Source organism: Streptomyces sp. VNUA24, from assembly GCF_029167005.1.
Lineage (GTDB): Bacteria > Actinomycetota > Actinomycetes > Streptomycetales > Streptomycetaceae > Streptomyces > Streptomyces scabiei.
Genome location: NZ_CP119143.1, coordinates 2,801,224 through 2,824,654 on the forward strand (window position 1 = coordinate 2,801,224; position 23,431 = coordinate 2,824,654).

At 72.3% G+C, this 23,431-nt stretch carries 20 protein-coding genes; 2 read left to right on the top strand and 18 right to left on the bottom strand.

Translation table 11 applies throughout. The annotated features are described in order from the left end of the window. Positions 1-83: 83 nt before the first annotated feature. From eboE to PYR72_RS11785, 16 genes are all read right to left on the bottom strand, one after another. Entirely contained in the window at positions 84-1,253 is a 1,170-nt protein-coding gene (gene eboE / locus PYR72_RS11710) for a metabolite traffic protein EboE (RefSeq protein WP_275460388.1), read from the bottom strand. Between the two features lie 2 nt (positions 1,254-1,255). Then, positions 1,256-2,104, bottom strand: coding sequence for a TatD family hydrolase (locus PYR72_RS11715; protein ID WP_275455271.1), 849 nt, complete (start codon positions 2,102-2,104; stop codon positions 1,256-1,258). Continuing rightward, the gene (locus tag PYR72_RS11720) at positions 2,104-2,769 is read right to left on the bottom strand and encodes an EboA domain-containing protein (protein WP_275455272.1); all 666 of its coding nucleotides are present in this window, start codon (positions 2,767-2,769) and stop codon (positions 2,104-2,106) included. Before PYR72_RS11720 ends, PYR72_RS11715 begins: the two co-directional genes overlap by 1 nt. Beyond that, positions 2,766-3,668, bottom strand: a complete 903-nt coding sequence (locus PYR72_RS11725; protein WP_275455273.1) for a sugar phosphate isomerase/epimerase family protein — start codon at positions 3,666-3,668, stop codon at positions 2,766-2,768. The genes PYR72_RS11720 and PYR72_RS11725 overlap by 4 nt, the downstream gene beginning before the upstream one ends. Beyond that, positions 3,665-4,837: an inositol-3-phosphate synthase gene (locus PYR72_RS11730; RefSeq protein WP_275455274.1), complete on the bottom strand. Its 1,173-nt coding sequence runs from the start codon at positions 4,835-4,837 to the stop codon at positions 3,665-3,667. The genes PYR72_RS11725 and PYR72_RS11730 overlap by 4 nt, the downstream gene beginning before the upstream one ends. A 119-nt stretch (positions 4,838-4,956) precedes the next feature. Continuing rightward, entirely contained in the window at positions 4,957-6,342 is a 1,386-nt protein-coding gene (locus tag PYR72_RS11735) for a ThuA domain-containing protein (RefSeq protein ID WP_275455275.1), read from the bottom strand. A 9-nt stretch (positions 6,343-6,351) separates the two neighbouring features. Beyond that, the gene (locus PYR72_RS11740) at positions 6,352-8,850 is read right to left on the bottom strand and encodes a PQQ-dependent sugar dehydrogenase (RefSeq protein WP_275455276.1); all 2,499 of its coding nucleotides are present in this window, start codon (positions 8,848-8,850) and stop codon (positions 6,352-6,354) included. Between the two features lie 92 nt (positions 8,851-8,942). After that, positions 8,943-9,947 carry a sugar phosphate isomerase/epimerase family protein gene (locus tag PYR72_RS11745; RefSeq protein ID WP_275455277.1) on the bottom strand — a complete coding sequence of 335 codons (1,005 nt, stop codon included), beginning with the start codon at positions 9,945-9,947 and terminating at the stop codon, positions 8,943-8,945. A 12-nt stretch (positions 9,948-9,959) separates the two neighbouring features. Next, positions 9,960-11,240 (bottom strand): Gfo/Idh/MocA family oxidoreductase, encoded by a 1,281-nt coding sequence (locus tag PYR72_RS11750; RefSeq protein ID WP_275455278.1) that lies wholly within the window; start codon positions 11,238-11,240, stop codon positions 9,960-9,962. A 77-nt stretch (positions 11,241-11,317) separates the two neighbouring features. After that, a complete protein-coding gene (locus tag PYR72_RS11755; RefSeq protein WP_275455279.1) occupies positions 11,318-12,355 on the bottom strand; it encodes a substrate-binding domain-containing protein in 1,038 nt (345 codons plus the stop codon). Positions 12,356-12,391: 36 nt separating this feature from the next. Continuing rightward, a complete protein-coding gene (locus PYR72_RS11760) occupies positions 12,392-13,408 on the bottom strand; it encodes an ABC transporter permease (RefSeq protein ID WP_275455280.1) in 1,017 nt (338 codons plus the stop codon). Then, complete coding sequence (locus tag PYR72_RS11765) at positions 13,405-15,009, bottom strand: sugar ABC transporter ATP-binding protein (protein WP_275455281.1); 1,605 nt, start codon at positions 15,007-15,009, stop codon at positions 13,405-13,407. The genes PYR72_RS11760 and PYR72_RS11765 overlap by 4 nt, the downstream gene beginning before the upstream one ends. Positions 15,010-15,175: 166 nt before the next feature. After that, positions 15,176-16,357 (bottom strand): ROK family transcriptional regulator, encoded by a 1,182-nt coding sequence (locus PYR72_RS11770; RefSeq protein ID WP_059082221.1) that lies wholly within the window; start codon positions 16,355-16,357, stop codon positions 15,176-15,178. A 333-nt stretch (positions 16,358-16,690) separates the two neighbouring features. After that, positions 16,691-17,365 carry a GntR family transcriptional regulator gene (locus PYR72_RS11775; protein ID WP_275455282.1) on the bottom strand — a complete coding sequence of 225 codons (675 nt, stop codon included), beginning with the start codon at positions 17,363-17,365 and terminating at the stop codon, positions 16,691-16,693. Positions 17,366-17,566: 201 nt separating this feature from the next. Next, positions 17,567-18,505 carry a beta-ketoacyl-ACP synthase III gene (locus tag PYR72_RS11780; protein ID WP_059082223.1) on the bottom strand — a complete coding sequence of 313 codons (939 nt, stop codon included), beginning with the start codon at positions 18,503-18,505 and terminating at the stop codon, positions 17,567-17,569. Between the two features lie 139 nt (positions 18,506-18,644). Next, the gene (locus PYR72_RS11785; RefSeq protein WP_343245523.1) at positions 18,645-19,661 is read right to left on the bottom strand and encodes a glycosyltransferase family 2 protein; all 1,017 of its coding nucleotides are present in this window, start codon (positions 19,659-19,661) and stop codon (positions 18,645-18,647) included. 123 nt (positions 19,662-19,784) lie between these two features. Here PYR72_RS11785 and PYR72_RS11790 point away from each other — a divergent pair, with 123 nt between their 5' ends. Continuing rightward, on the top strand, positions 19,785-20,255 hold the full coding sequence (locus PYR72_RS11790; protein WP_275455284.1) for a GtrA family protein: 471 nt from the start codon (positions 19,785-19,787) through the stop codon (positions 20,253-20,255). A gap of 105 nt (positions 20,256-20,360) precedes the next feature. Continuing rightward, the gene (locus tag PYR72_RS11795) at positions 20,361-21,806 is read left to right on the top strand and encodes a hypothetical protein (protein WP_275455285.1); all 1,446 of its coding nucleotides are present in this window, start codon (positions 20,361-20,363) and stop codon (positions 21,804-21,806) included. 87 nt (positions 21,807-21,893) lie between these two features. On the opposite strand, the gene PYR72_RS11800 is transcribed toward PYR72_RS11795, so the two are convergent. Both PYR72_RS11800 and PYR72_RS11805 read right to left on the bottom strand, forming a co-directional pair. After that, a complete protein-coding gene (locus PYR72_RS11800) occupies positions 21,894-22,031 on the bottom strand; it encodes a hypothetical protein (protein ID WP_275455286.1) in 138 nt (45 codons plus the stop codon). After that, positions 21,997-23,331: an OFA family MFS transporter gene (locus PYR72_RS11805; protein ID WP_275455287.1), complete on the bottom strand. Its 1,335-nt coding sequence runs from the start codon at positions 23,329-23,331 to the stop codon at positions 21,997-21,999. The genes PYR72_RS11800 and PYR72_RS11805 overlap by 35 nt, the downstream gene beginning before the upstream one ends. Positions 23,332-23,431 lie beyond the last annotated feature (100 nt).

The window sequence follows — 23,431 nt, forward strand, 5'->3', positions numbered from 1 at the left end:
GCGGGGCTCCTTCGATGGGCGGGCGTTGTCCGTGGTGAGTGGTTCACCTGGGACGGGTCGGGATCTGTCGGTCCTGGCGGGGCTCAGGGCAGCTCCTTGAGGCCGAGGTCCGTCAACAGGTCGCGGGCGAGGGCGAGTTCGGCGGCGATGCCGTCGGCGAGCTGGGCGCGGGTGGTGGGGCGCAGCTGCGGTGGCAGGGCCTGCCAGGTGTAGGTCTCGACCTCCAGATGGCGGGTGAGGGGGTGGGGGCCGCCGACGAGGCGGGTGAGGGCGGCCTTGAGGACCGGGAGGGTGGAGGTGAGGGGGGCGGCGGGGGCCGCGTGGAGCGGGACGTGGAAGTGGGCGCGCCAGGGGGAGGCGTCGGGCAGGGTGTCGCCCCGCAGGGCCTCGCCGAGGTCGTCGGTGCCGCGCAGGCCGGCGGCGGTGGAGGTGCGGGTCTGGTGCAGGAAGCGGGGCTCGTCGAAGGCGGCGAGGGCTTCGCGGACCTCGGGCAGGTGCGGATGCTCGGCGTGCAGGGCCGCGGAGAGCTGCGCCTTGACGAGGGGGACACCGGCCCGGGTGAGCGCGTCCAGGGCGGTGTGCGGGTCCTCGAAGGAGGTGGCGAGGTGGCAGGTGTCGACGCAGATACCGATGCGGTCGTGGCCGATGTCGCTCAGCGGGCCGATGGCGTCGGCGGTGCTCTCCACGGTGCAGCCCGGCTCGGGTTCCAGGCCGATCCGGAGGGAGCGGCCGGTCAGCTCGGCCACGGCGTCGAGGCGTTCGGCGAGGGTGCGCAGGGCCGCCCGGGCACGGGCGGCGCGGCTGTCGTCGTAGGCGGTGCGCCAGGCCAGGGGGAGGGTGGAGACGGTGCCCTCGGTCACGTCGTCGGGGAGCAGCCGGGCGAGGACGCGGGCGAGGGAGGTGGTGTGGTCGAGGCGCTCGGGGTCGGCCCAGTCGGGCCGGTACACGCGGTACTTGACCTCCTCGGCGCCGAAGCCCTCGTAGGGGAAGCCGTTGAGGGTGACGACCTCCAGGCCGCGCCGGTCGAGTTCGGCGCGCAGCCCGCGCAGTGCGGCCGGGTCGGTCACCAGGGCCGCGGCGGCGTCCCTGGCCAGCCACAGGCCGATGCCGAGGCGGTCGCGGCCGAGGCGGCGCCGTACGGGCTCGCAGTGGTCGCGGAGCTGGGCGAGGACACCGTCGAGGGTCTCGGCCGGGTGCACGTTGGTGCAGTAGGCGAGGTGGACGGTGGAGCCGTCGGGGTGGCGGAAGCGCACGGTCACTCACCGCCGCGCAGGATGCTGTTGCCCTCGTGCGTGGGGTTGGTGGCGGTGACGTCGAGGACGAGGCGCCCGCTGAGCCCGTAGAAGGCGACGGGGTTGCGCCACAGCACGAGGTCGACGGTGTCCTCGTCGAACCCGGCGGCCAGCAGGGCGTCGGCGACCCGGCGCGTCTTCAGGGGGTCGCTTCTGCCCCAGTCGGCGGCGGAGTCGACCAGCACCCTCTCCGGTCCGAACTCCTTCAGGACGGCGACCATGCGCTCCTCGTCCATCTTGGTGTCCGGGTAGACGGAGAAACCGAGCCAGGCGCCGCTGTCCCTGGCCTCCTCGACGGTGGTCTCGTTGAGGTGGTCGAGCAGCACCCGGTCGACGGGCAGGGCGGAGGCCCGTACGGCGTCGAGGGTGCGGCGCAGACCGGCGAGCTTGTCCCGGTGCGGGGTGTGGACGAGGGCGGGCAGACCGTGGTCGGCGGCCAGTTGCAGCTGGTGTTCGAGGGCGTGGTCCTCGGCCGGGGTCAGGGAGTCGTAGCCGATCTCGCCGACGGCCACGACCCCGTCCTTGAGCAGGTAGCGGGGCAGCAGGTCCAGCACGGGAGCGCACCGCGGGTCGTTCGCCTCCTTGGGGTTGAGGGCGAGCGCGCAGTGGTGGGCGATGCCGTACTGGGCGGCGCGGAAGGGCTCCCAGCCCAGCAGGGAGTCGAAGTAGTCGACGAAGGAGCCGGGCGAGGTGCGGGGCTGTCCCAGCCAGAAGGCCGGTTCCACGACCGCGCGGACGCCCGCCTCGTGCATCGCCTCGTAGTCGTCGGTGGTGCGTGACGTCATGTGGATGTGGGGGTCGAAGATGCGCATCAGGACTCCTTGCCGGGAAGGCCGTGGCCGCCGTCGCGGTGGGGCGCGGCGGCCGGTGGGGGCGCGGTCAGGGCCAGGACGCGGTGCAGGTCCTCGGGTACGGGGCGGCCCGCGGCGGTGCGTTCCTCGGCGAAGGCGCGGAGCATGCGGGCGAGTTCGGTGTCGCCGTGGGCACGGCCGGTCAGGTCGGCGACCTCGTCGACGGGCACTGCGGTGAACAGGCACTTGAGGACGGCGTGCCGCCAGGAGTGCGGGGCCAGATGGCGGGCGCCGTACGGGCCCAGGGCCGCGGCGAGGAGGCGGGTGTCGTTGGTGCGCAGGGCGTCCTCGACGAGGGGCAGCGCCTCGGGGCCGGGCACGAGGTGGGGCAGCGCGTGCAGCACCGCCCGGCGTTCGTCGGCGGTGCCCTGGCGGTAGACCCGGGTGAGCGCGTCGGCGTCGGCGCGGGCCGCGCGCAGGATCAGCACGCGGACGGCGTCGGCGTGTTCGGTGCCGCAGCGCCGGCCCGCCTCGGCGAGCCGCAGCTCCCAGACGGCGAGGGGGCCGTGGGTGCCCGGATGCTCGGCGGCCTCGTCCAGCGCCCGCGCCAGCCAGGTGCGGGCGGACTCCGTGAGGCGGGCGTCCAGGGGGCGGTGCGGGTCGGCCGGGGTCCGGTGGTGGGTCACGAGGGGCTCCCGGGGCGGTCGGTGGGGCAGGTCGTGCCGTGGCGGTGGCCGAGGGACCGTTGGAGGAACGCGAGGGACTGCTCGGCGAAGTGGGGGCCGGCGTGGGAGTGGCGGGGCAGTTCGACGACGGTCAGGGCTCGGTAGCCGACGGCGGCCAGGGCCGCGAGGACGGGCGGGAAGTCGATCTCGCCCTCACCGAGGGGCAGGTGTGCGTGGACGCCGCGGCGCATGTCCTCGATCTGGACGTGGCGGAGCCAGGGCGCGGCGGCGCGGACGCAGTCGGCGGGAGGGAGCGGTTCGAGGCACTGGCAGTGGCCGATGTCGAGGGTCAGACCGAGGGCGGCGGGGCTGTCCAGGGCCTCGCGCAGACGGTGGAAGTCGGCGAGCGTGGCCAGGAGATGGCCGGGTTCGGGCTCGATCGCGAGGGGGACGCCGGCGGCGGTGGCGGCGTCGAGGACGGGGGTGAGCGCGTCGGGCAGCCGCTTCCAGGCGGTGTCCTCGTCCGTGCCGGGCGGGGTGACTCCGCTGAAGCAGTGCACGGCGTGGGCGCCGAGGTCGGCGGCGACCCGTACGGCACGCAGCAGCAGGCCGGCGCGGCGCGCCCGGTCGCCGGGGTCGGCGTCCAGCAGCGTCGGGCCGTGTTTGCGACGGGGGTCGAGCACATAGCGGGCGCCGGTCTCCACGGTGACGGTCAGGCCGAGGGCGTCCAGCCGGCGGGCGAGACGGCGGGTGCGGGCGGCGAGGCCGGGGGCGAGCGGGTCGAGGTGCATGTGGTCGAGCGTGAGTCCGACGCCGTCGTAGCCGAGATCGGCGAGGAGGGCGAGGGCGTCGTCGAGCCGGAGGTCGGCGAGGCCGTTGGTGCCGTAGCCGAAGGACAGCGGGATCCCGTGCCGGCTCATCGGGTCTCCCCGCGCGGCTCGGCCGCACGCCCCGGTGCCGTCCGCAGGCGCCGCGCGAACCCCGCCAGGGCCGCGTACTGCTCCCCCAGTGCCGTCGGGCCGTCCCCCAGCGGGTCCTTGAAGTAGAAGCCCAGCTCGGCCAGGGGCCCGCCGAGGCCCGCCCGGTGGGCGGCGGCCAGGAGACGGGCGAGGTCCAGGACCAAGGGGGCGGCGAGCGCGGAGTCACAGCCCTGCCAGGTGGTCTGGAGGACCATGCGGGTGCCGAGGAAGCCGTCGAAGGCGATGTGGTCCCAGGCGGTCTTCCAGTCGCCGAGGACGGGGACGTCGTCGATGTGGGTCCGGCCCTCGGGGGTGGCGCCGAGGCTGTCGGTCAGGACGCGTTCCTTCCCGGCGTTCTTCGCGGCGGCGGCGGCCGGGTCGGCGAGGGCGGCGCCGTCGCCCCCGCCGAGGAGGTTGGTGCCGGACCAGGCCCGGACGGCCAGGGCCCGCTGGGCGAACATCGGGCCGAGGACGGACCGCAGCAGGGTCTGACCGGTCTTGCCGTCGCGGCCGGCGTACGGCAGGCCGCGGGAGGCGGCGAGGGGGGCGAGCACCGGGTGGTGGAGGCCGGCCGACGGGGTGAAGTTGACGTAGGGGCAGCCCGCGCGGAGGGCGGCCGCCGCGTACAGGGAGCTGGGCGGCAGGGCGGTGCCGGTGGGCGCGGGTTCCGTGGAGGCGACGTTCACCACCACGGCCCGGGTCAGCCGCCGGCGGCGTACGAAGTCCTGGATGTCGGCGGCGTGGGAGGCGATCAGCTCGTCGGGGGTCCGGGTGTCGCCCGGGAGAGGTCCGCCGGGCCGGATCTCGCCGTCGGCGGCGGCCAGTTCCGCCGCGACGGCCGCCGGCAGGCCGTGCGGCAGGACGCCGCCGGCCGCGAGGGCCTCGGCCCGTTTGGGCAGGGGGCAGTCGACCGTGTCGTGGCCGCCGAAGACGAGGGCGGTGAGCGGGGGGAGGCCGGTGCCGGCGAAGAGAGCGGTCTCGGTGACCATGCCCGTCGGTGCGTGCAGACCCGCCGTGACGGCCGCGCAGCCCGCGACGACGGTGGTGGCGACGGAACCCCGTGCCCCGATCAGCCAGACGCCGACGCTCGGTGGGGTGACGGACACGGACTCGGACACGGACGCGGACATGGGCAGCCTCCTCGTCGGGCCAGGGGTGGGAAGGGCCGGGAACCCTCCGTGGGAGAAGTGGGAGGGGAAGGGCGGGCGAGACGGCGGGCGGGGGTCCGGCGTCCCCCGCCCGCCGTCGCTCAGTCGCCCGGCGGCGCGTCCGCCCGGCCGGCGGCCCGTGCGGGCAGTTCCTTGATCCGGATGTCACGGAAGGACACCTGGTCGCCGGCCCCGTGGTTCTGGATGCCGAGGTGGCCGTCGCGCAGGCTCCGTGCCGGATCGCGGTTGGTGAACTGGTTGATCCGCACGCCGTTGAGGTAGACGCGCAGGCGCTCGCCCTCCACGCGGATCTCGTACGTGTTCCACTCCCCCGGCGGGTTCAGGGCGCGGTCGCGCTTCCTGAGGTCGGCGGAGCGGAAGCCGTAGACGGATCCGGTGGTCCTCTCGGGTACGTCGGTGGCGTCGATCTGGATCTCGTAGCCGTTGTTCACCGCGGACCAGGGGTCGTCCGAGGGCGGGAAGCCCACGAACACCCCGGAGTTGTCGTCGCCGGAGGCGCCGGACATCCTCCAGTCCAGCTTCAGGGAGTACGAACCGAAGCCGCGGCCGGCGTACCAGAGCATCCCCATCCCGCCGGACGAGGTGATCGAGCCGTCGCCGGACAGGGTGAACGAGCCCGGTCCCGCCTGGCGCCAGCCGTCCAGGGACGTTCCGTCGAACAGCGGCCGGTAGCCGTTCTCCGGGCGGCAGTCGGCCCGGACCTCGCCGATCGCCCACCGGATGCCGCCGAGCAGATGCTGACGGAAGGCGGGTTCGGCGAAGGACTCCCTGGTGTGGCCGCCGCCGGTGTAGAAGGAGCGGCCTCCCTCGTACTCCTGGCACCAGGCGATGGGATGGTCGCCGTTCATGGTGCCGCCGCTGTACGAGGACTCGTCGAGCGAGGCGAGCACATGCGCCCGGTCCCGGGGATTGGAGCGGTAGTTGTACCACTCGTCCGTGCGGTTCCAGGTGGCGCCCAGCCCGGCGGTGGCCGGGTGGGCGTGGTCCTCGACGTCGACCGTCGCGGGCTGGATCGCGGGGTGTCCCTGGAAGTACGCGCCCGCGAGTCCGCCGTAGAAGGCCCAGTCGTACTCGGTGTCGGCGGCCGCGTGGACGCCCACATAGGCGCCCCCGCGTTCGATGTACCGCTCGAACGCGGACTGCTGGGCCGGGTCGAGGACGTCGCCCGTGGTCGAGAGGAACACCACGGCGTCGTAGCGCCGCAGGTTGCGCTTGGTGAAGGCGCCGGCGTCCTCCGTGGCGTCGACCGCGAAGCCGTGGGCCGCGCCCAGTTCCCGCAGGGCCGTCACCCCCGCGGGGATCGAGTCGTGCCGGAAGCCGGCGGTCTTGGAGAAGACCAGGACGCGGCGTTCGTCCTCCTGGCCGCGGGAGCGGTCCGCCTCATCGGACACGGCCGGTCCCGACCCGCCCGCGATCAGCAGGGCGGCGCCGGCCAGCGCGGTCAGCAGTCGTCGGTTCCTCGGCATGGCGCCCCCTCACCGCTTCGTGAAGGTGAAGTCGTCCACGTCGAACAGGCCGCCGGCGGAGCCGCCCTTGAACACCAGGTAGAGCGTGGTGCTGCCGCGTGGGCCCTTGGACAGGTCGGCCGTGACGTCCTTGAAGGTGTCCCAGCCGCCGGTCACCGGCACGGTGGCGCTGCCGAGGAGCGTGCCGGTCGGGGATCCGGCGCGGACCTCCAGCGTGCCGCCGATGCCCCCGGAGGAGATCCGCGCGGTGAGCTTGGTGACGTCGGACAGGACGTACGGCTCGAAGGAGATCCAGTCGCCGTCGTCGATGTTCCCGACGGTCTTGCCGCCGTGGGCCGTGTCCTTGGACTGGACGGCGATGCCGGAGGAGTCGCCGTAGTGCTCGGCCTGGCGGTGGGTGGGCTGGACGACGTGCCGGTCGTGGGTGGTCAGCGACTCCTGGCCGCCGCCTCCGCCGTCGGTGTACTCGGCGTCGAACACCCCGAAGATGTTGGCGTTCTCGTCGTGGCCGCCGTCGGCGCTGGTCTTGATGGTGCCGGTGCAGCCGTTGGCGGAGGTCACCGGGTGGCCGTGGCTGTCGTGGCCGAGGACGAAGGTGACCTTGACCTTGGCGCAGTCGATGGAGGTGCCGTCCTCCTTGTCGCGCACCCGCACCTTGAAGGGGACGGCGTCACCGAACGAGAACAGCTGACCGTCCTCGGGCAGACGCAGTTCGACCTCGGGCGCGGTGTTGCCGACCACGACGCGTACGCTCGCGCTGCCGGTGCGGCCGGTGGAGTCCCTGGCGGTCAGGGTCGCCGTGTAGGTGCCGTTCGTCCGGTAGGTGTACCGGGGGTTGGCGGCCGTGGAGGTACCGCCGTCGCCGAAGTCCCAGCGGTAGGTGAGGGCGTCGCCGTCCTGGTCGGTGGTGCCCTCGGAGGAGAAACGGACCCGCAGTCTCGCCTGGCCCGAGGTGCGGTCGGCCGCGGCGGCGGCGACCGGGGAGTGGCCGTCGGTGGCGTTCTCGATGCGGTACAGGGCGGAGTGCTCGTCGCCGCCGAACCAGGAGATGCCGTAGTCGAGGACGTACAGCGCGCCGTCCGGGCCGAAGGCCATGTCCATGATTTGGGTGCCGGTCCACGGCACGTTGCTGATCGACCGGACGGTGCCGTCGGCGTCGCTGCTGATCCGCTTGATCCAGCGGCGGCCGAACTCACCGGCGAAGAAGTCGCCGTCGTAGGCCGCGGGGAACTTGACCGGGGAGTCGAGCGAGGCGTCGTAGTGGTAGACCGGACCGCCCATGGGTGATTCCGAGCCGTCGCCGAACTCCGGGACACTGGCGCCGTTGTAGGGGATCCAGGCGGGCTCGGCGGGGGGCAGGTCGGTCAGGCCGGTGTTGTTCGGCGAGGTGTTCTTCGGGGCCGAGCAGTCGAAGGCCGCGCCCGAGGTGCGGGTGGCGAAGTCGTAGTCGACATAGGCGTCGTTCTTGCCCGTGCAGTACGGCCAGCCGAAGTTGCCCGGCTCGGTGACGCGGGCGAACTCGACCTGGCCGGCCGGGCCGCGCGAGGGGTTGGCGGCGCCCGCGTCGGGGCCGTACTCGCCGACGTAGAGGACGCCGGTCTTCTTGTCGACGCTGAAGCGGAACGGGTTGCGGAAGCCCATCGCGTAGATCTCGGGGCGGGTCTTCGCCGTGCCCGGCGCAAAGAGGTTGCCGTCGGGGACGGTGTAGGAGCCGTCGGCGCCGACCTTGATGCGCAGGATCTTGCCGCGCAGGTCGTTGGTGTTGCCGGAGGTGCGCTGGGCGTCGAAGGCCGGGTTGCGGTTGGCGCGCTCGTCGATGGGGGTGAAGCCGTCCGACTGGAACGGGTTGCTGTCGTCACCCGTCGACAGGTACAGGTTGCCGGCCGCGTCGAAGTCGATGTCGCCGCCGACGTGGCAGCAGATGCCCCGGGAGGCGGGGACGTCGAGGACCTTCTTCTCGCTGGCCTTGTCGAGCGTGCCGTCGGCCTTCAGGACGAAGCGGGAGAGCCGGTTGACGCCGTCGAAGCGCGCGAAGTCGGCGGCGGTGCCGGTCTCGGGGGCGTCACCGGCCGGGGTGTCCAACGGGGGCGCGTAGTAGAGGTAGATGAAACGGTTGTCGGCGAAACCCGGGTCGACGCCGATGCCCTGGAGGCCCTCCTCGTCGTGGCTGTACACGTCGAGCTTGCCGGCGAGCCTGGTGTTGCCCGCCGCGTCGGTCAGCCGCAGTTCGCCGTCGCGCGAGGTGTGCAGGACCGAGCGGTCGGGGAGGACGGCGAGCGACATGGGCTCGCCGACCTCCGGTTCGCCCTTGGCGAGGGTGACCTGCTGGAAGTCCTCGGCGGCGGCCTTCGGTGCGGCGCCGGCCGCGCCCGCCGAGGGCGCGGTGAGCGAGAGCGAGGCGCCCGCGAGCAGCAGGGCGCTCAGCAGGGCGACCGGTCCACGCAGTCCGCGGCGTCCTAAGGTGCGGGTGGCGCCGGTGGGGTGTCTGTTGTCGTCGTACGGGTGCACGAAATGCCTCCAGAGTGGGGCTGGTCGTACGGAGGTGTACGGGTGTGTGCGGTACGCCGGGGTGCGCCGTCACCCCGGAAGCCGGGGTGGCGCTAGTCGTTGCCGCCGAACGCCGCGTCGAACGAGGCCGTCGGGGGTTCGAAGTCGAACGCCTTGAGGTGGGTCAGGGCCTGCGGGGCGCCCTGGAGCCGGTCCATGCCGGCGTCCTCCCATTCCACGGAGATCGGGCCCCGGTAGTCGATCGAGCGGAGCATCCGGAAGACGTCCTCCCAGGGGACGTCGCCGTGGCCGGCCGACACGAAGTCCCAGCCGCGCCGGGGATCGCCCCAGGGCAGGTGCGAGCCGAGGCGGCCGTTGCGGCCGTCGAGGCGCTTGCGGGCCTCCTTGCAGTCCACGTGGTAGATCCGGTCGCGGAAGTCCCACAGGAAGCCGACCGGGTCGAGGTCCTGCCACACGAAGTGCGAGGGGTCGAAGTTCAGCCCGAACGCCGGCCGGCGGTCGACGGCCTCCAGGGCGCGCTGGGTCGTCCAGTAGTCGTAGGCGATCTCGCTGGGGTGGACCTCGTGGGCGAACCGCACGCCCTGGGCGTCGAAGACGTCGAGGATCGGGTTCCAGCGCGTGGCGAAGTCCTCGTAGCCGCGCTCGATCATCGACTCGGGGGCGGGCGGGAACATCGCGACCAGGTGCCAGATGGCGGAGCCGGTGAAGCCGATGACGGTGTCGACGCCGAAGGCGGCCGCCGCCCGCGCGGTGTCGGCCATCTCGGCGGCGGCCCGCTGCCGTACGCCCTCGGGCTCGCCGTCGCCCCAGATGCGGGCGGGCAGGATGGCGCGGTGGCGTTCGTCGATGATGGCGTCGCACACGGCCTGGCCCACGAGGTGGTTGGAGACGGCCCAGCACTTCAGGCCGTACTTCTCCAGGAGCTGGTGCCGGGAGTTCAGGTACGACGGGTCGGCGAGTGCCTTGTCGACCTCGAAGTGGTCGCCCCAGCAGGCGAGTTCGAGGCCGTCGTAGCCGAAGTCGCGGGCGAGGCGGCAGACCTCTTCGAGGGGCAGGTCGGCCCACTGGCCGGTGAAGAGCGTGAAGTCGCGCGGCATGTCCGGGTCTCCTCAGACCGAGGTGGGGGTGTGGGTCGGCGTGTAGACGGAGTTCTTCTCGGCGCTCTCCTCGACCGCCGCGAGCACGCGCTGCACCTGGAGCCCGTCGGCGAAGGACGGCTCGGGCCGGCGGCCCTCCGCGACGGCGTGGACCAGGTCGCGGACCTGGTGGACGAAGGTGTGCTCGTAGCCGAGGCCGTGGCCCGGCGGCCACCAGGCGTCCAGGTAGGGGTGGTCGGGCTCGGTGACGAGGATGCGGCGGAAGCCCGCGTGGGCGGCCGGCTCGGTGTGGTCGTGGTAGGCGAGTTCGTTGAGGCGTTCCAGGTCGAAGGCCAACGAGCCGCGCTCGCCGTTCAGTTCGATGCGCAGGGCGTTCTTGCGGCCGGTGGCGAAGCGGGTCGCCTCGAAGGAGGCGAGGGCGCCGGAGGCGAAGCGGCCGGTGAACAGGGCCGCGTCGTCGACGGTGACCGCGCCCCGGGCCGCCCCGGCGCCGGTGGCGGCGAGGCCGGCGGACGCGCCGGCGGGGAGGGGCCGTTCGCGGACGAAGGTCTCCATCAGCGCGGACACACCGGCCAGGGGCTCGCCGGCCATGTACTGCGCGAGGTCGACGATGTGGGCGCCCAGATCGCCGAGCGCCCCGGAGCCGGCGGACTCCTTGCGCAGCCGCCAGGTGAGGGGGAACTCCGGGTCCACGAGCCAGTCCTGGAGGTACGTCACCCGCACATGCCGCAGGACTCCCAGCCGGCCCTCGGCGACCATGCGGCGGGCGAGCGCGGTGGCGGGCACCCGGCGGTAGTTGAAGCCGACCATGGCCAACTGGCCCCGCCCGTACGCCTCTTCGGCAGCCGCGGCCATCTGCTCGGCCTCCGCGACGGTGTTGGCCAGGGGCTTCTCGCAGAGCACGTGCTTGCCCGCGGCCAGGGCGGCGAGGGCGATCTCGGCGTGGCTGTCGCCGGGGGTGCAGATGTCCACCAGGTCGATGTCGTCGCGGGCGATCAGCTCCCGCCAGTCGGTCTCCGTCGTCGCCCACCCGTGCCGGTCCGCCATGGCCCGCACCGCGTCGCCGTCCCGCCCGCACACGGCGGCCTGCACGGGGTCGAGCGGCAGGTCGAAGACCCGCCCCGCCGTGCGCCAGCCCTGGGAGTGGGCGGCCCCCATGAAGGCGTAGCCGACCATCCCGACGCGCAGCACCGGTCTGCCGTCCCTGCCGGCGGGCGCGTGCGCGTCCGCGCCGGGCGCCGGCGCTCCCGACTCCTCCGCCTCGGCCTGGTCGGGCTGCTGCGGCTGTCCCATGCGTGTGTCCTCCTCGTCGTCGCGGCGCGGTGCGGGGTGGGGCCCGACCTCGGGCCGGGCCCCTTCGGCGGGTCCCGTCACTTGAAGCCGGTGGACATGTACTGGTCGACGTTGGCCTTGTCGACGACGGCCGAGTAGAGGGTCAGCGAGGACGGGATCTCGAACTCGGCGAGGCCCCCGACACCCTTGCCCTGGCCGAGGGCGCGGGCGAGGTCGATCGCGGAGGCGGCCATGGTCGGCGGGTAGAGGACGGTGGCCTTCAGCACCCCGTCGTCCTTCTTGATCGCCTGGAACGCGGAGAGCGCGCCCGCGCCGCCGACCATCAGGAAGTCGTCGCGCCCGGCCTGCTCGATGGCCCGCAGGGCACCCACGCCCTGGTCGTCGTCGTGGTTCCACAGGGCGTCGAACTTCGACTGCGCCTGCAGCAGTTGGGCCATCTTGGCCTGGCCCGACTCGACCGTGAACTCGGCGGCCTGGCGGGCCACCTTCTTGATGTTCGGGTAGTTCTTCAGCGCGTCGTCGAAGCCCTGGGTGCGCTGCTTGGTCAGCTCCAGGTTGTCGAGACCGGCCAGCTCGATGACCCGGGCGTCGCTCTTGTCCTTGAGCTGCTCGCCGATGTAGGTCCCGGCGTTGAGCCCCATGCCGTAGTTGTCGCCGCCGATCCAGCAGCGGTACGCCTGGGGGGAGTTGAAGATCCGGTCGAGGTTGACCACGGGGATGCCGGCCCGCATAGCCTTCAGGCCGACCTGGGTGAGGGCCTTGCCGTCGGCGGGCAGGATCACCAGCACGTCGACCTTCTTGTTGATGAGGGTCTCGATCTGCCCGATCTGCTGGGCCGTGTCGTTGGAGCCCTCGGTGATCTCCAGGGTGACGTCCTCGTACCGCTCGGCGCGGCTCTTGGCGTTCTGGTTGATCGCGTTGAGCCAGCCGTGGTCGGCCTGGGGTCCGGCGAAGCCGATGGTGACGGCCTTGCCGGGCTTGTCGTCGGCGGCCGGCTGTTTGTCGGCGGCCGGGTCGTCCTTGGGCTCGTTGCTGGTGCAACCGGCAAGGAGGGCGCCGGCCGAGACGGCGGCGGTTCCGAAGAGCAGTCTTCTGCGGCTGGTGATGTCTGGCATGGCGGTGGACCTTTCCCGTGTCGGCTCTTCGGTGTCTCAGGTCGTGCTTGCCGTACGTCTCTGGACCAGGACCGCGGCGACGATGATCGCGCCCTTGGCGATCTGCTGGACGTCGCTCTGCAGGTTGTTGAGCGCGAAGATGTTGGTGATCGTGGTGAAGATCAGGACGCCGAGGACGGAGCCGGTGATGGTGCCCCGGCCACCGCTGAGCAGGGTTCCGCCGATGATCGCGGCGGCGATGGCGTCGAGTTCGTAGAGGTTGCCGTTGGTGTTCTGGCCCGAGCCGGACAGCACGATCAGCAGGAAGGCGGCGATGCCGCAGCACAGTCCGGAGAGCAGGTACAGATAGAGCCGCTGGCGGCGGACGTCGATGCCCGCGAGCCGGGCCGCCTCCGGGTTGCCGCCCACGGCGACGGTGCGCCGGCCGAAGGTGGTGCGGTTCAGCACGAGCCAGCCGATGATCGTCACGACCGCGAAGACCAGGACGAGCGGCGGGACGCCGAGGAGGTAGGCGTCGCGTTCGCCGAGGTCCAGGACGGAGCCGACGGTGACGACCTGGGTGCTGCCGTCGGTGATCTGCAGGGCCAGTCCGCGGGCCGAGGCGAGCATGGCGAGGGTGGCGATGAAGGGGACCATGCCGCCGTAGGCGATGAGCAGCCCGTTCACCAGACCGCAGCCGACGCCGACGATCACCGCCGTGAAGAGGATGCCGGCGAACCCGTACTCCTGGGTGGCCACGGTCGTCGCCCAGACGGACGCCAGGGCGACGATCGCGCCGACGGACAGGTCGATGCCGCCGGAGGTGATGACGAAGGTCATGCCGACGGTGACGACACCGATCACCGAGGCCTGGGTGAGGACGAGTTGGAGGTTGCGGGTGTCGAGGAACTCGTCGGGCCGGGTGAGGCCGCCGATGAGGATCAGCGCGGCGAGGACGCCGAGGAGCGAGAGGGTGCGGACGTCGGCGCGGAACACCCGGGCCCGCCAGGCGGGCGGCGCGTCGAGGGGTGCGGCTTTGTCGGCGTCCCGGGGCGGGGACATGGGCTGGGTCATGACGACGGGCTCCCTTCACCGGTCACGGGGTGTGCCGCGCCGGCCGCCGGACTTGCCGCACCGGCCACCGGACTTCCCACACTGGCCACCGGACTTCCTTCCATCACGAGGTCGAGGACGCGGTGTTCGTCCAGCTCACGGGCGGGTGCCGTGTGCACGACCCGGCCCTCGCGCAGGACGAGCACCCGGTCGGCGAGGCCGAGGACTTCGGGCACCTCGCTGGAGACCAGCAGCACGGCGAGCCCTTCGTCGGCGAGCCGGCGCACCACCGCGTACAACTCGGCGCGGGCTCCCACGTCGACGCCCCGGGTCGGCTCGTCGAGCAGCAGGACCCGGCAGCCGCGCAGCAGCCAGCGGGCGAGCACCGCCTTCTGCTGGTTGCCGCCGGAGAGCGTGCGGACCGGCACGTCGGGGTTGTCGGGGCGCAGGGACAGCTCGCGGGTCGCGGCCCGCGCGGCACGGTGTTCGGCGCCCCGGTCGATCCAGCCGACGCGCGCGAAGCGGCCCATCGACGACACGGAGACGTTCCTGGTGACGGACTCCAGCATCAGCAGCCCCTGCGCCTTGCGCTCCTCGGGGGCGAGCCCGAGTCCGGCCCGCACGGCGGCCCGGACGCTGCCGGGCCTCAACGGCCTTCCGTCCACACTGACCTGACCCGCCGTGGGCCTGCGGGCGCCGTAGATCGTCTCCAGGATCTCCGAGCGTCCCGAGCCGACGAGTCCGGCGAGCCCCACGATCTCGCCGGGCCGCACCTGGAGGTCGAACGGCTCGAACTCCCCGGCACGTGCCAGTCCCCGCACCTCCAGGACGGGCGCGGCCTCGTCCGGGGGCGCGGGCGGCCGGTCGGGGAAGACGTACTCGACGTTGCGGCCGGTCATCAGTGCCACGACCTCGCGCGTCGGCGTCGACTTCGCGGGCAGCCCGCCCGCCACGGCCCGCCCGTCCTTCAGCACGGTCACCCGGTCGCCGATCCGGCGGATCTCCTCCAGGCGGTGCGAGATGTAGACGACGGCCACCCCGTCGGCGGTCAGGTCGCCGACGATCCTGAACAGGTTGTCGACCTCGTCCGGGTCGAGCGCGGCCGACGGTTCGTCCATCACGATCAGCCGTACCTCGTGGGAGAGGGCCCTCGCCATGGACACGATCTGCTGCTGGGCGGCGGACAGGTCACCGACGAGCCGCGCCGGGTCGACCTCCGGGTGCCCAAGTCGCTTGAGGAGAGCGGCTGTCGACGTACGCGCCGCTTTCCCCCGTACGACGAATCCGGCGGCGGTGGGCTCGTGTCCGAGGTGGACGTTCTCGGCCACCGACAGGCCCTCGACCAGGTCGAGTTCCTGGTAGATGGTGGCGATGCCGAGGCGCATGGCGGCGATCGGCGATTTCAGGGTGACGGGTTCGCCGCGCCAGGTGATCGTGCCGTCGTCGGGCTGGTGGGCGCCGGCCAGGACCTTGATCAGAGTGGACTTCCCGGCGCCGTTCTGGCCGAGCAGGCAGTGGACCTCTCCGGCCTGGACGTCGAGGTCGACGCCGTCCAGGGCCCGGACGCCGGGGAACGACTTGGTGATGCCGGACATGGTGAGCAGCGGTGATTCTGGTGCCATGAGTTCCCCTTGGCGGACGTGCGGGCCGGTTGCAGGGCGGTGCGCGTGCGAGGGCAGGCGTGTTCAGGGCAGGGCAGAGCAGGCAGGGCAGGGCAGGGCAGAGCGACGGTGAGAGCGAGGGCGGGGCGGAGCGCCGATCGGTGGGGTGCGTGTGGTGGGAAACGCCCTACGCGGGGGAGAACAGGTGGTCGCTGATGAGGCGGGCCGCGCCGATGACTCCGGCGGTGGGCCCCAACTCCCCCAGCACGATGGGCAGGTTGTTGGTGGCGAGGGGCAGTGACTGGCGGTAGACCTGGGTGCGGATGGCGGCGAGCAGGGTGTGGCCGAGGCCGGTCACCCCGCCGCCGATCACGACCAGGCCGGGATTGAAGAAGCTGACGAGTCCGGCGATGACCTGGCCGGTGCGGTTGCCGCCCTCGCGTATCAGGTCGAGCGCGGTGGCGTCGCCGGCCGCGGCCGCGGCGGCCACGTCGACGGCGGACAGGGTGCCGTTGATCTCCAGCCGGGAGGCGAGTTCCACCGACAGTCCCTGCCGGGCGGCTTCCTCGGCGTCGCGGGCGAGCGCGGCGCCGCTGAAGTGGGCCTCCAGGCAGCCCCGGTTGCCGCAGGCGCAGGGGCGGCCGTCCGGTACGGCGAGGATGTGCCCGATGTCGCCGGCGCTGCCGGTCGTCCCGCGGTGGACCTCGCCCCCGGCGACGATGCCGCAGCCTATGCCGGTGCCTATCTTGACGCAGAGGAAGTCGCCCACGGAACGGGCGACACCCGCGTGCTGCTCCCCCATCGCCATCAGGTTCACGTCGTTGTCGACCATGACGGGACAGCCGAGTTCCTGGCTCAGTGCCTCGCGCACCGGGAAGCCGTCCCAGCCCGGCATGATCGGCGGGGCGACGGGGACGCCCTCGGGGAAGCGGACCGGTCCGGGTACGCCGATGCCGGCGCCGTCGAACCCCTCCGCGAGACCCGAGGCCCGCAGCTTGGCCGCCATGGACAGCACCTGTTCGAAGACGGCGACCGGGCCGTCCCGTACGTCCATGGGCTGGTTGATGTGGCCGAGTATCTCCAACTCGGCGTTGGTGACGGCCACGTCGATCGAGGTGGCGCCGATGTCGACGCCGAGGAAGCGGAGTTGGGGGGCGAGCCGGATGTTGTGCGACCGGCGGCCGCCGCGCGAGGCGGCCAGTCCGTCGGCCACGACCAGTCCCGTCTCCAGGAGCCGGTCCACCTCCACGGCCAGTTTCGACCGCGAGAGGTCGACCCGGTCCCCGAGCTGTGCACGGGAGTTGGGTCCGCCGTCCCGCAACAGCCGCAGCAGCCTGGCCTGGTGCGCGTTGGCAGGTCGAGCCGTCATCCGTCTCACAAGCCCCTCCCGCCTCATCGGCACCGCCGTGCTTGGCTTTCGAGGGGAACGTAGCAGCGGCTGCCGGGGCTGGGAAGAAGTTGCGCGGTAATTAGCGCAGACTTTCTCCACTGAGTGGACAAAGAAGGGGGCGAGGACAGCGGTCGGCGACACAGGCCCGCGCCCCCGAAGGGGCGCGGGGAACTGCGCGACAAGCCACGAGGCACCGGCGGCCGATCACGCGCGGCGACCCCAACGGCGGCACGAGGGTACGGCCGGCACGAGGGTACGGCCGGCGCGGCGGCACACAGCCGCCGAGAGCACCTGCTCCGCTACACCGCCGCGCTACTTCTCCCGCTCGTGGTACGTCTTCCGCGTGTGCTCCGTGTGGGCGCGCATGACCTGGGTCGCGCGGGCCTCGTCGCGGGCGGCGATGGCGGCGATCAGCTCGCGGTGCTCGATCCAGGACTGGCTGCCGCGCTGCCGGGCGACGGGGGTGTAGTACCAGCGGACCCGGCGGTCGACCTGGGCGGCGAGTTCGGCGAGGACCGTGTTGCCGGCCAGCTCCATGACCTTGGCGTGGAAGCGGGCGTTGAGGGCGACGGCCGCGTCCACCTCGTCGGCGGCGACGGCCCCCTCGCCCTGCGCGCACAGCTCCTCCAGGGCCGTGATGCCCGCCGTACCGGCGTTCGCCGCGGCGAGGCGGGCGGCCTCGGCCTCCAGCAGGGTGCGGACCGTCAGCAGCTGGTCGGCCTCCGCCTCCGTCGGCTCGTGGACGAAGGCCCCCTGGGCGGGCCGGAGGTCGACCCAGCCCTCGGTGTTCAGACGCTGGAGGGCCTCGCGGACGGGCTGCCGGGACACCCCGAGGTGCCCGGCGAGTTCGCTCTCGACGAGGTGCTGGCCGGGGCGCAGCGCACGCGTGGTGATGAGTTCGAGCAGGGCCTCGTAGACACGGTCGCGCAGCGGGCCGGGGCGTTCGAGCTTGGGCACCGCCCCTTGCGGAAGTCCGGTCGACAACATCGGGTCCCCCTCCAGAGCACCACTGGATGTACTGCACACGGAAAGTCAACGGCCCGTACTGGAAAGAACTGGAAAGTCCGAGTCAACAGCCAGTATGGATTGTCTTTCGTCTACAGTCTACGACCTGTGATGACCAGAGGGCCGACGCGTATACCTCGTCACACCGCCCCGGACGGCACCACGAACGCCCTGCTCACAGGCTCACGGGCAGCGCACGACCTGCCCGGCGTACGAGAGGTTGCCGCCGAAGCCGAACAGCAGCACGGGGTCGCCGCTGGAGATCTCGCCGCGTTCGACGAGCTTGGAGAAGGCGAGGGGGATGCTCGCGGCCGAGGTGTTCCCGGAGTCGACGACGTCCTTCGCGACCACGGCGTTGACCGCGCCGATCTTCGTCGAGAGGGGCTCGATGATCCGCAGGTTGGCCTGGTGCAGGACGACCGCGGCGAGGTCGGCGGGGGTCAGTCCGGCCTTCTCGCACGCCGCGCGGGCGATGGGCGGCAGCTTGGTGGTGGCCCAGCGGTAGACGCTCTGGCCCTCCTGCGCGAAGCGCGGCGGGGTGCCCTCGATGCGGACGGCATTGCCCATCTCGGGCACCGATCCCCACAGCACCGGTCCGATGCCGGGCTCCTCCGCGGCCTCGACGACGGCCGCGCCCGCCCCGTCGCCGACGAGGACGCAGGTCGTGCGGTCGGTCCAGTCAGTGACCTCGGACATCTTGTCGGCGCCGATGACGAGCGCCCGGGTGGCGGCCCCCGCGCGCACGGCGTGGTCGGCGGTGGCGAGCGCGTGGGTGAACCCGGCGCAGACGACGTTGACGTCCATCGCGGCCGGGTTCGGGATGGAGAGCCGGTGGGCCACCCGGGCCGCCATGTTCGGGGAGCGGTCGATGGCCGTGGAGGTGGCGACCACGACCAGGTCGATGGCCTCCGGGCCGAGACCGGCCGAGGCCAGCGCCTTGGCGGCGGCGTGGCCGGCCAGTTCGTCGACGGGTTCGTCGGGTCCGGCGATGTGCCGTGTGCGAATGCCCACGCGGCTCGTGATCCACTCGTCACTCGTGTCGACCAGGCCCGCCAGGTCCTCATTGGTGAGCACCTTGGCGGGCTGGTAGTGGCCGACGGCGGCGATACGCGAGCCAGTCATGAGTGTTCCCCTCGTAGCCTGTGGTCAGCGGGATCAACCAGTCTGATCAGTGACTCACGGGTACGAGGGCGGCCGAGGCGACAGTAAAGGGTGGCCCAAGTTGTGGGCTTCTGTCAGAGCCGCGACCGAACCCCTGCCCTCAGCCGAACGACTGGTTCCGAGGAGCGCCCGAGATGTTCCTGGCGGGCACGGGACCGACGCCGAGCCGGTGTCCCGACGCGCGCGGGTGGCGACCCGGCGCCGCGTAGGCGAGATGCACCAGCCGGGAGTGCTCCTGACGCATGTGCATCAGGGACTCCAGGATGTACCCGACGAGCAGCACGAGCACCGCGATCGTCATGATCGCCGCGGCGAGGATCGCCGTGGGGACACGCGGCACGGTGCCCGTGCGGACGAAGTCGGCGATGACGGGCACGCCGAGGACGACCGAGACGAGGGCCAGGATTCCGGCGACCACGGCGTGGACGAGCGACGGCCGCTCGCGCCGGGCGAGGTCGAGAATGACCCGCAGGATGCGCCAGCCGTCCCGGAAGGTGTGCAGTTTGCTCTCGCTCCCGGCGGGTCTGACCCGGTAGTCCACCTCCACCTCGGCCGTGGGGAGCCGGAGGTGGAGTGCGTGGACGGTCATCTCGGTCTCGGTCTCGAACTGGCGGGCCAGCGCCGGGAAGGACTTGACGAAGCGGCGGGAGAAGACGCGGTATCCGCTGAGCATGTCGGTCACGTCGTTGCCGAACAGGAAGCGCACCGCGCCGGTCAGCAGTCTGTTGCCGGTCGCGTGCCCCACCCGGTAGGCGGCGCTGACCGTCTCGCGCCGGGCGCCGACCACCTGGTCGTACGGCCCCTCGAAGAGCAGGTTGACCAGCTCGCGCGCGCGGGAGGCGTCGTAGGTGTCGTCACCGTCGATGAGGAGCAGGGCGTCGGCGTCGACATCGGCGAAGGCCCGCCGGATGACGTTGCCCTTTCCCTTGCGCAACTCCTCCCGGACGATCGCGCCCGCCTCCCGGGCGACCTCCACCGTACGGTCCGTCGAGGCGTTGTCGTACACGTAGATGTCGGCCTCGGGGAGCGCCATCCTCAGGTCGCGCACCACCTTGCCGACGGCGGCCTCCTCGTTGTGACACGGCACGACACACGCGATCGTCGGCTGCACGGCCACTCCCTGTCTGACCCGGACCTGACCCGGTGTCGGATGACGTCAGAATTTCGGATGATAGGAGGAAATAATGCGTCATGGGCGCGTCCGGCCGGCCGGGACGCGCCGGGTCGTTACGCTCGCCGCGTGCTGGTTGTCGTATCCATGGCGCAGCGTGTGCGCGACACCGTCCGGGGCGTCTGGCGCGAGGCCACCGCGTTCGGGGTCGTCGGGGCGCTGGCCTTCGTGGTGGACAACGGCGGCTACAACCTGCTGGTGTTCGGCCTTCCCGGCGGCACGGAGGGCGGGGTGATGCAAGCCGCCCCCGTGCGGGCCTCCGTCCTCGCGACGTCCGCCGCGGCGCTCTTCAGCTGGGCGGGGAACCGTTACTGGACCTACCGTCACCGGCACGGCCGGAACGTGCCGCAGGAGCTGGCGCTGTTCTTGTTCGTGAACGCGGTCGGCCTCGCCATCACCGCGGGCACGGTCTTCGCCTCACGCCATCTGCTCGGACTGGAGTCGATGGGCAGCGACAACACCGCCCGAGCGCTCGGCTGGGTCCTCGCCACCCTCTTCCGCTTCTTCACCTACCGGCGCTACGTCTTCGTCGCGCCCTGATCCGCGGCGCGCCCTGATCCGCAGCGCACGCCGGCCCGCGGCGCACGCCGATCCCCGCCGCGCCCTGCCCCGTACGGTCCCGTCGGCGCTGTTAGCATCCGCCGCATGGGACAAAAGGTGAGCATTCCGGGCGAAAAGCACTGGAACTGGTGGCTGGCCGCTGTCGCCGCGGTGTGTTGCCTGGGTACGTGCATCGTCTTCAGCCCCGGCTTCATGAGTCCCGACAGCATCGACCAGCTCCGGCAGGCCATGGGCAGGACGCCGCTGACCGACTGGCATCCGCCCGTGCTGAGCCTGGTGTGGCGCGCGCTGATCGCCGTCACCGGCACACCCGCGTCCATGGCGGTCCTCCAGTCCGTCGTCCTCTGGGGCGCGCTGTGGGTGCTCGCCGTGTGCGTAGGGGACCTGACCGCGCGCCGTGCCGGCTCGCTCGCCGTCCTCGGGCTCGGGCTGACTCCGCCCGTGCTGACGTTCGTCGGCGTGGTGTGGAAGGACGTCCACGCGGCCTGCGCGCTGCTGGCGGCCTGCGCGGTGGCGTTCGTCGGGCTGCGGCTGCGCGACCGCGGCCTCTCCCCGAGGATGCGGTGGGGTCTGTTCTGGCTGGGCGTACTCTTCCTCTCCTACGCGGTGCTCGTGCGCAAGAACGCCTTCCTGGCCGCGATCCCGATGTTCGCCCTGCTCGTCCTCGCGCTCTGGCGCTCCCCCGGGCGCCGCACGTGGGCCGCGTGCACGGCGGCGCTGGTGGCCGGGGTCGTCCTGCCCGCCGCGGCGATCACCTTGATCGCACGGCCCGTGCAGACGGACCAGGGCGCGCAGATCGTCCTCGACGACCTCGTCCACGTCCTGACCGTGGAGGAGCTGCGGTCGGCCGACGTCCCGCCGGAGCTGCGGGACCGCCTGGTGTCCGCCGCCGTGGAGTGCGACCGTGTCGACGCCCTGTCGGACGCCTACTGGGCCTGCTACCCGCGCTCGGCGGACGGACTGGCCCGGGACGCCGACCAGCTCACCTCCCTGTGGCTGCACGAGATGCGCGGACACGTCTCCGGCTATCTCCAGTACCGGCTGCGGGTCTTCGCCGCCCTGCTCTTCGAGACGGGATACGTGTACCAGCCGGGAGTCTTCGCCAACGACCTCGGGATCGAGGTGGCCCGCCCCCGGCTGGAGGGCACCCTCGCCTCGTACGTCAACGGCGTGGCCACCGATCTGCGGCCACTGTTCCGGGGGTGGTTCTGGCTCGTCGTCGCGGTGGTCCTCGCCGTCCGCCCCGGCAAGGGGCGGTTCTCCTTGCCGATCCGGGCGCTGGGCATCAGCTCGGCGGCCTACGTCCTCGGCTACCTGCCGATCGTGCCGGCGACGAACTACCGCTACGTCTACTGGCCCGCGCTCGCCTGCGCGCTCGGCCTTCTCCTGCTCTGGCTGGGCCGCGGCACCACCGACCGGACCACGGCGGAGCCCGGCGTCCGGCGGAACGGCGCCACCGTCACCTTCCCGAGCGCCGTGACGGCCCATCGGCCGACGGCCGCCGCCGACGACCAGCCCCCCGCGGGTTGAACCCTCCGTCGCCCCCCTCCCCGGAGGCCGACCGTCGTGCCGCTCCGGTTTCCCGAGGCCCGGGACCGAAGCGGCACGGCGGAGTGCTCAGCCGGTGAACAACTGCGTGGCCTTCCGCACGAGTTCGTACAGTCCGTAGGCGAGGGGCACGCCCACCCACAGCCAGGCGAAGACGATCAGGGGCCGTCGGTCAGGCGGATTCGGACTGGCGTCGCTGGACTCCATCGGTGGCCTCCCTCGGGGCGGGGACGTGGAAGCGGGGGTTGACGGGCCGGACCAGCTCGTTGGCGACGAAGCCGATCACGAGCAGTCCGATCATGATGAGGAAGGACGTTCCGTACAGGTCGGGGCCGGACTTGCCCGCCTCCTCCTGCCGGTCCGCGATCCAGTTGACGATCAGCGGTCCGAGAACGCCGGCCGTGGACCAGGCGGTGAGCAGCCGGCCGTGGATGGCGCCGACCTGGTAGGTGCCGAAGAGATCCTTCAGATAGGCGGGGATCGTGGCGAAGCCGCCGCCGTAGAAGGACAGGACGACCAGGGCGCAGACGATGAACAGCGGCTTGGAGGAGTCGCCGAACTGGGCGATCAGCAGATACATCAGCGCGCCGACGCCCAGGTAGACGCGGTAGATGTTCTTGCGTCCGATCAGGTCGGACGTGGACGACCAGACGATCCGGCCGGTCATGTTGGCCGCGGAGAGCAGCGCGACGAAGCCGGCGGCCGCGGTGACGGTGACCGGGGTGGAGGAGTCGGCGAAGAAGTCCGTGATCATCGGAGCGGCCTTCTCCAGGATGCCGATGCCCGCGGAGACGTTCATGCACAGGATGACCCACAGGCACCAGAACTGCGGGGTGCGGATGGCGTCGCGCGCCGAGACCTGCGGGCCGTCGAGCACGCTCGGTCCGGTCTCGACCGGCTTCTCGGTGCGCGGCACCCGGACGAGCAGCACCCCGAGCAGCATGAACACGGCGTACGACAGGCCGTGCACCAGGAAGGCCATGGCGATGCCGGAGGAGTCGGAGCCGAAGGACTCCAGCATCTGGGCGGACCAGGGCGAGGCTATGAGCGCACCGCCGCCGAAGCCCATGATCGCGATGCCGGTGGCCATGCCGGGCCGGTCGGGGAACCATTTGATCAGGGTGGAGACGGGCGAGATGTAGCCGATGCCGAGGCCGATGCCGCCGACGAAGCCGTAGCCGAACACGATCAGCCAGTACTGCTCGGTGGCCGCGCCGAGCGAGGCGATCAGGAAGCCGGAGGAGAAGCAGATCAGCGCCACCGTCATCGCCCAGCGCGGCCCGTTGCGCTCGACGAGGGTGCCGCCGAAAGCGGCGGACAGGCCCAGCATGACGATGCCGAGCTGGAAGGGCAGGGCGCTCTGGGTGCCGCTGAGGCCGAGCGCGGATTCGAGTGGGGGCTTGAAGACGCTCCAGGCGTAGGCCTGCCCGATGGAGAGGTGGACGGAGAGCGCGGCCGGGGGGACGAGCCAGCGGCTCCAGCCCGGAGGTGCGACGGGGGGACTCATGATCCCGGACGCTAGGGAGTGGCGAGGGGGGTTGAACAGGCGGCGCGGCGACCGTATGCGGTGAGCGGTATGCACCGCGCGCCGAACGGTCGTTCCCCGG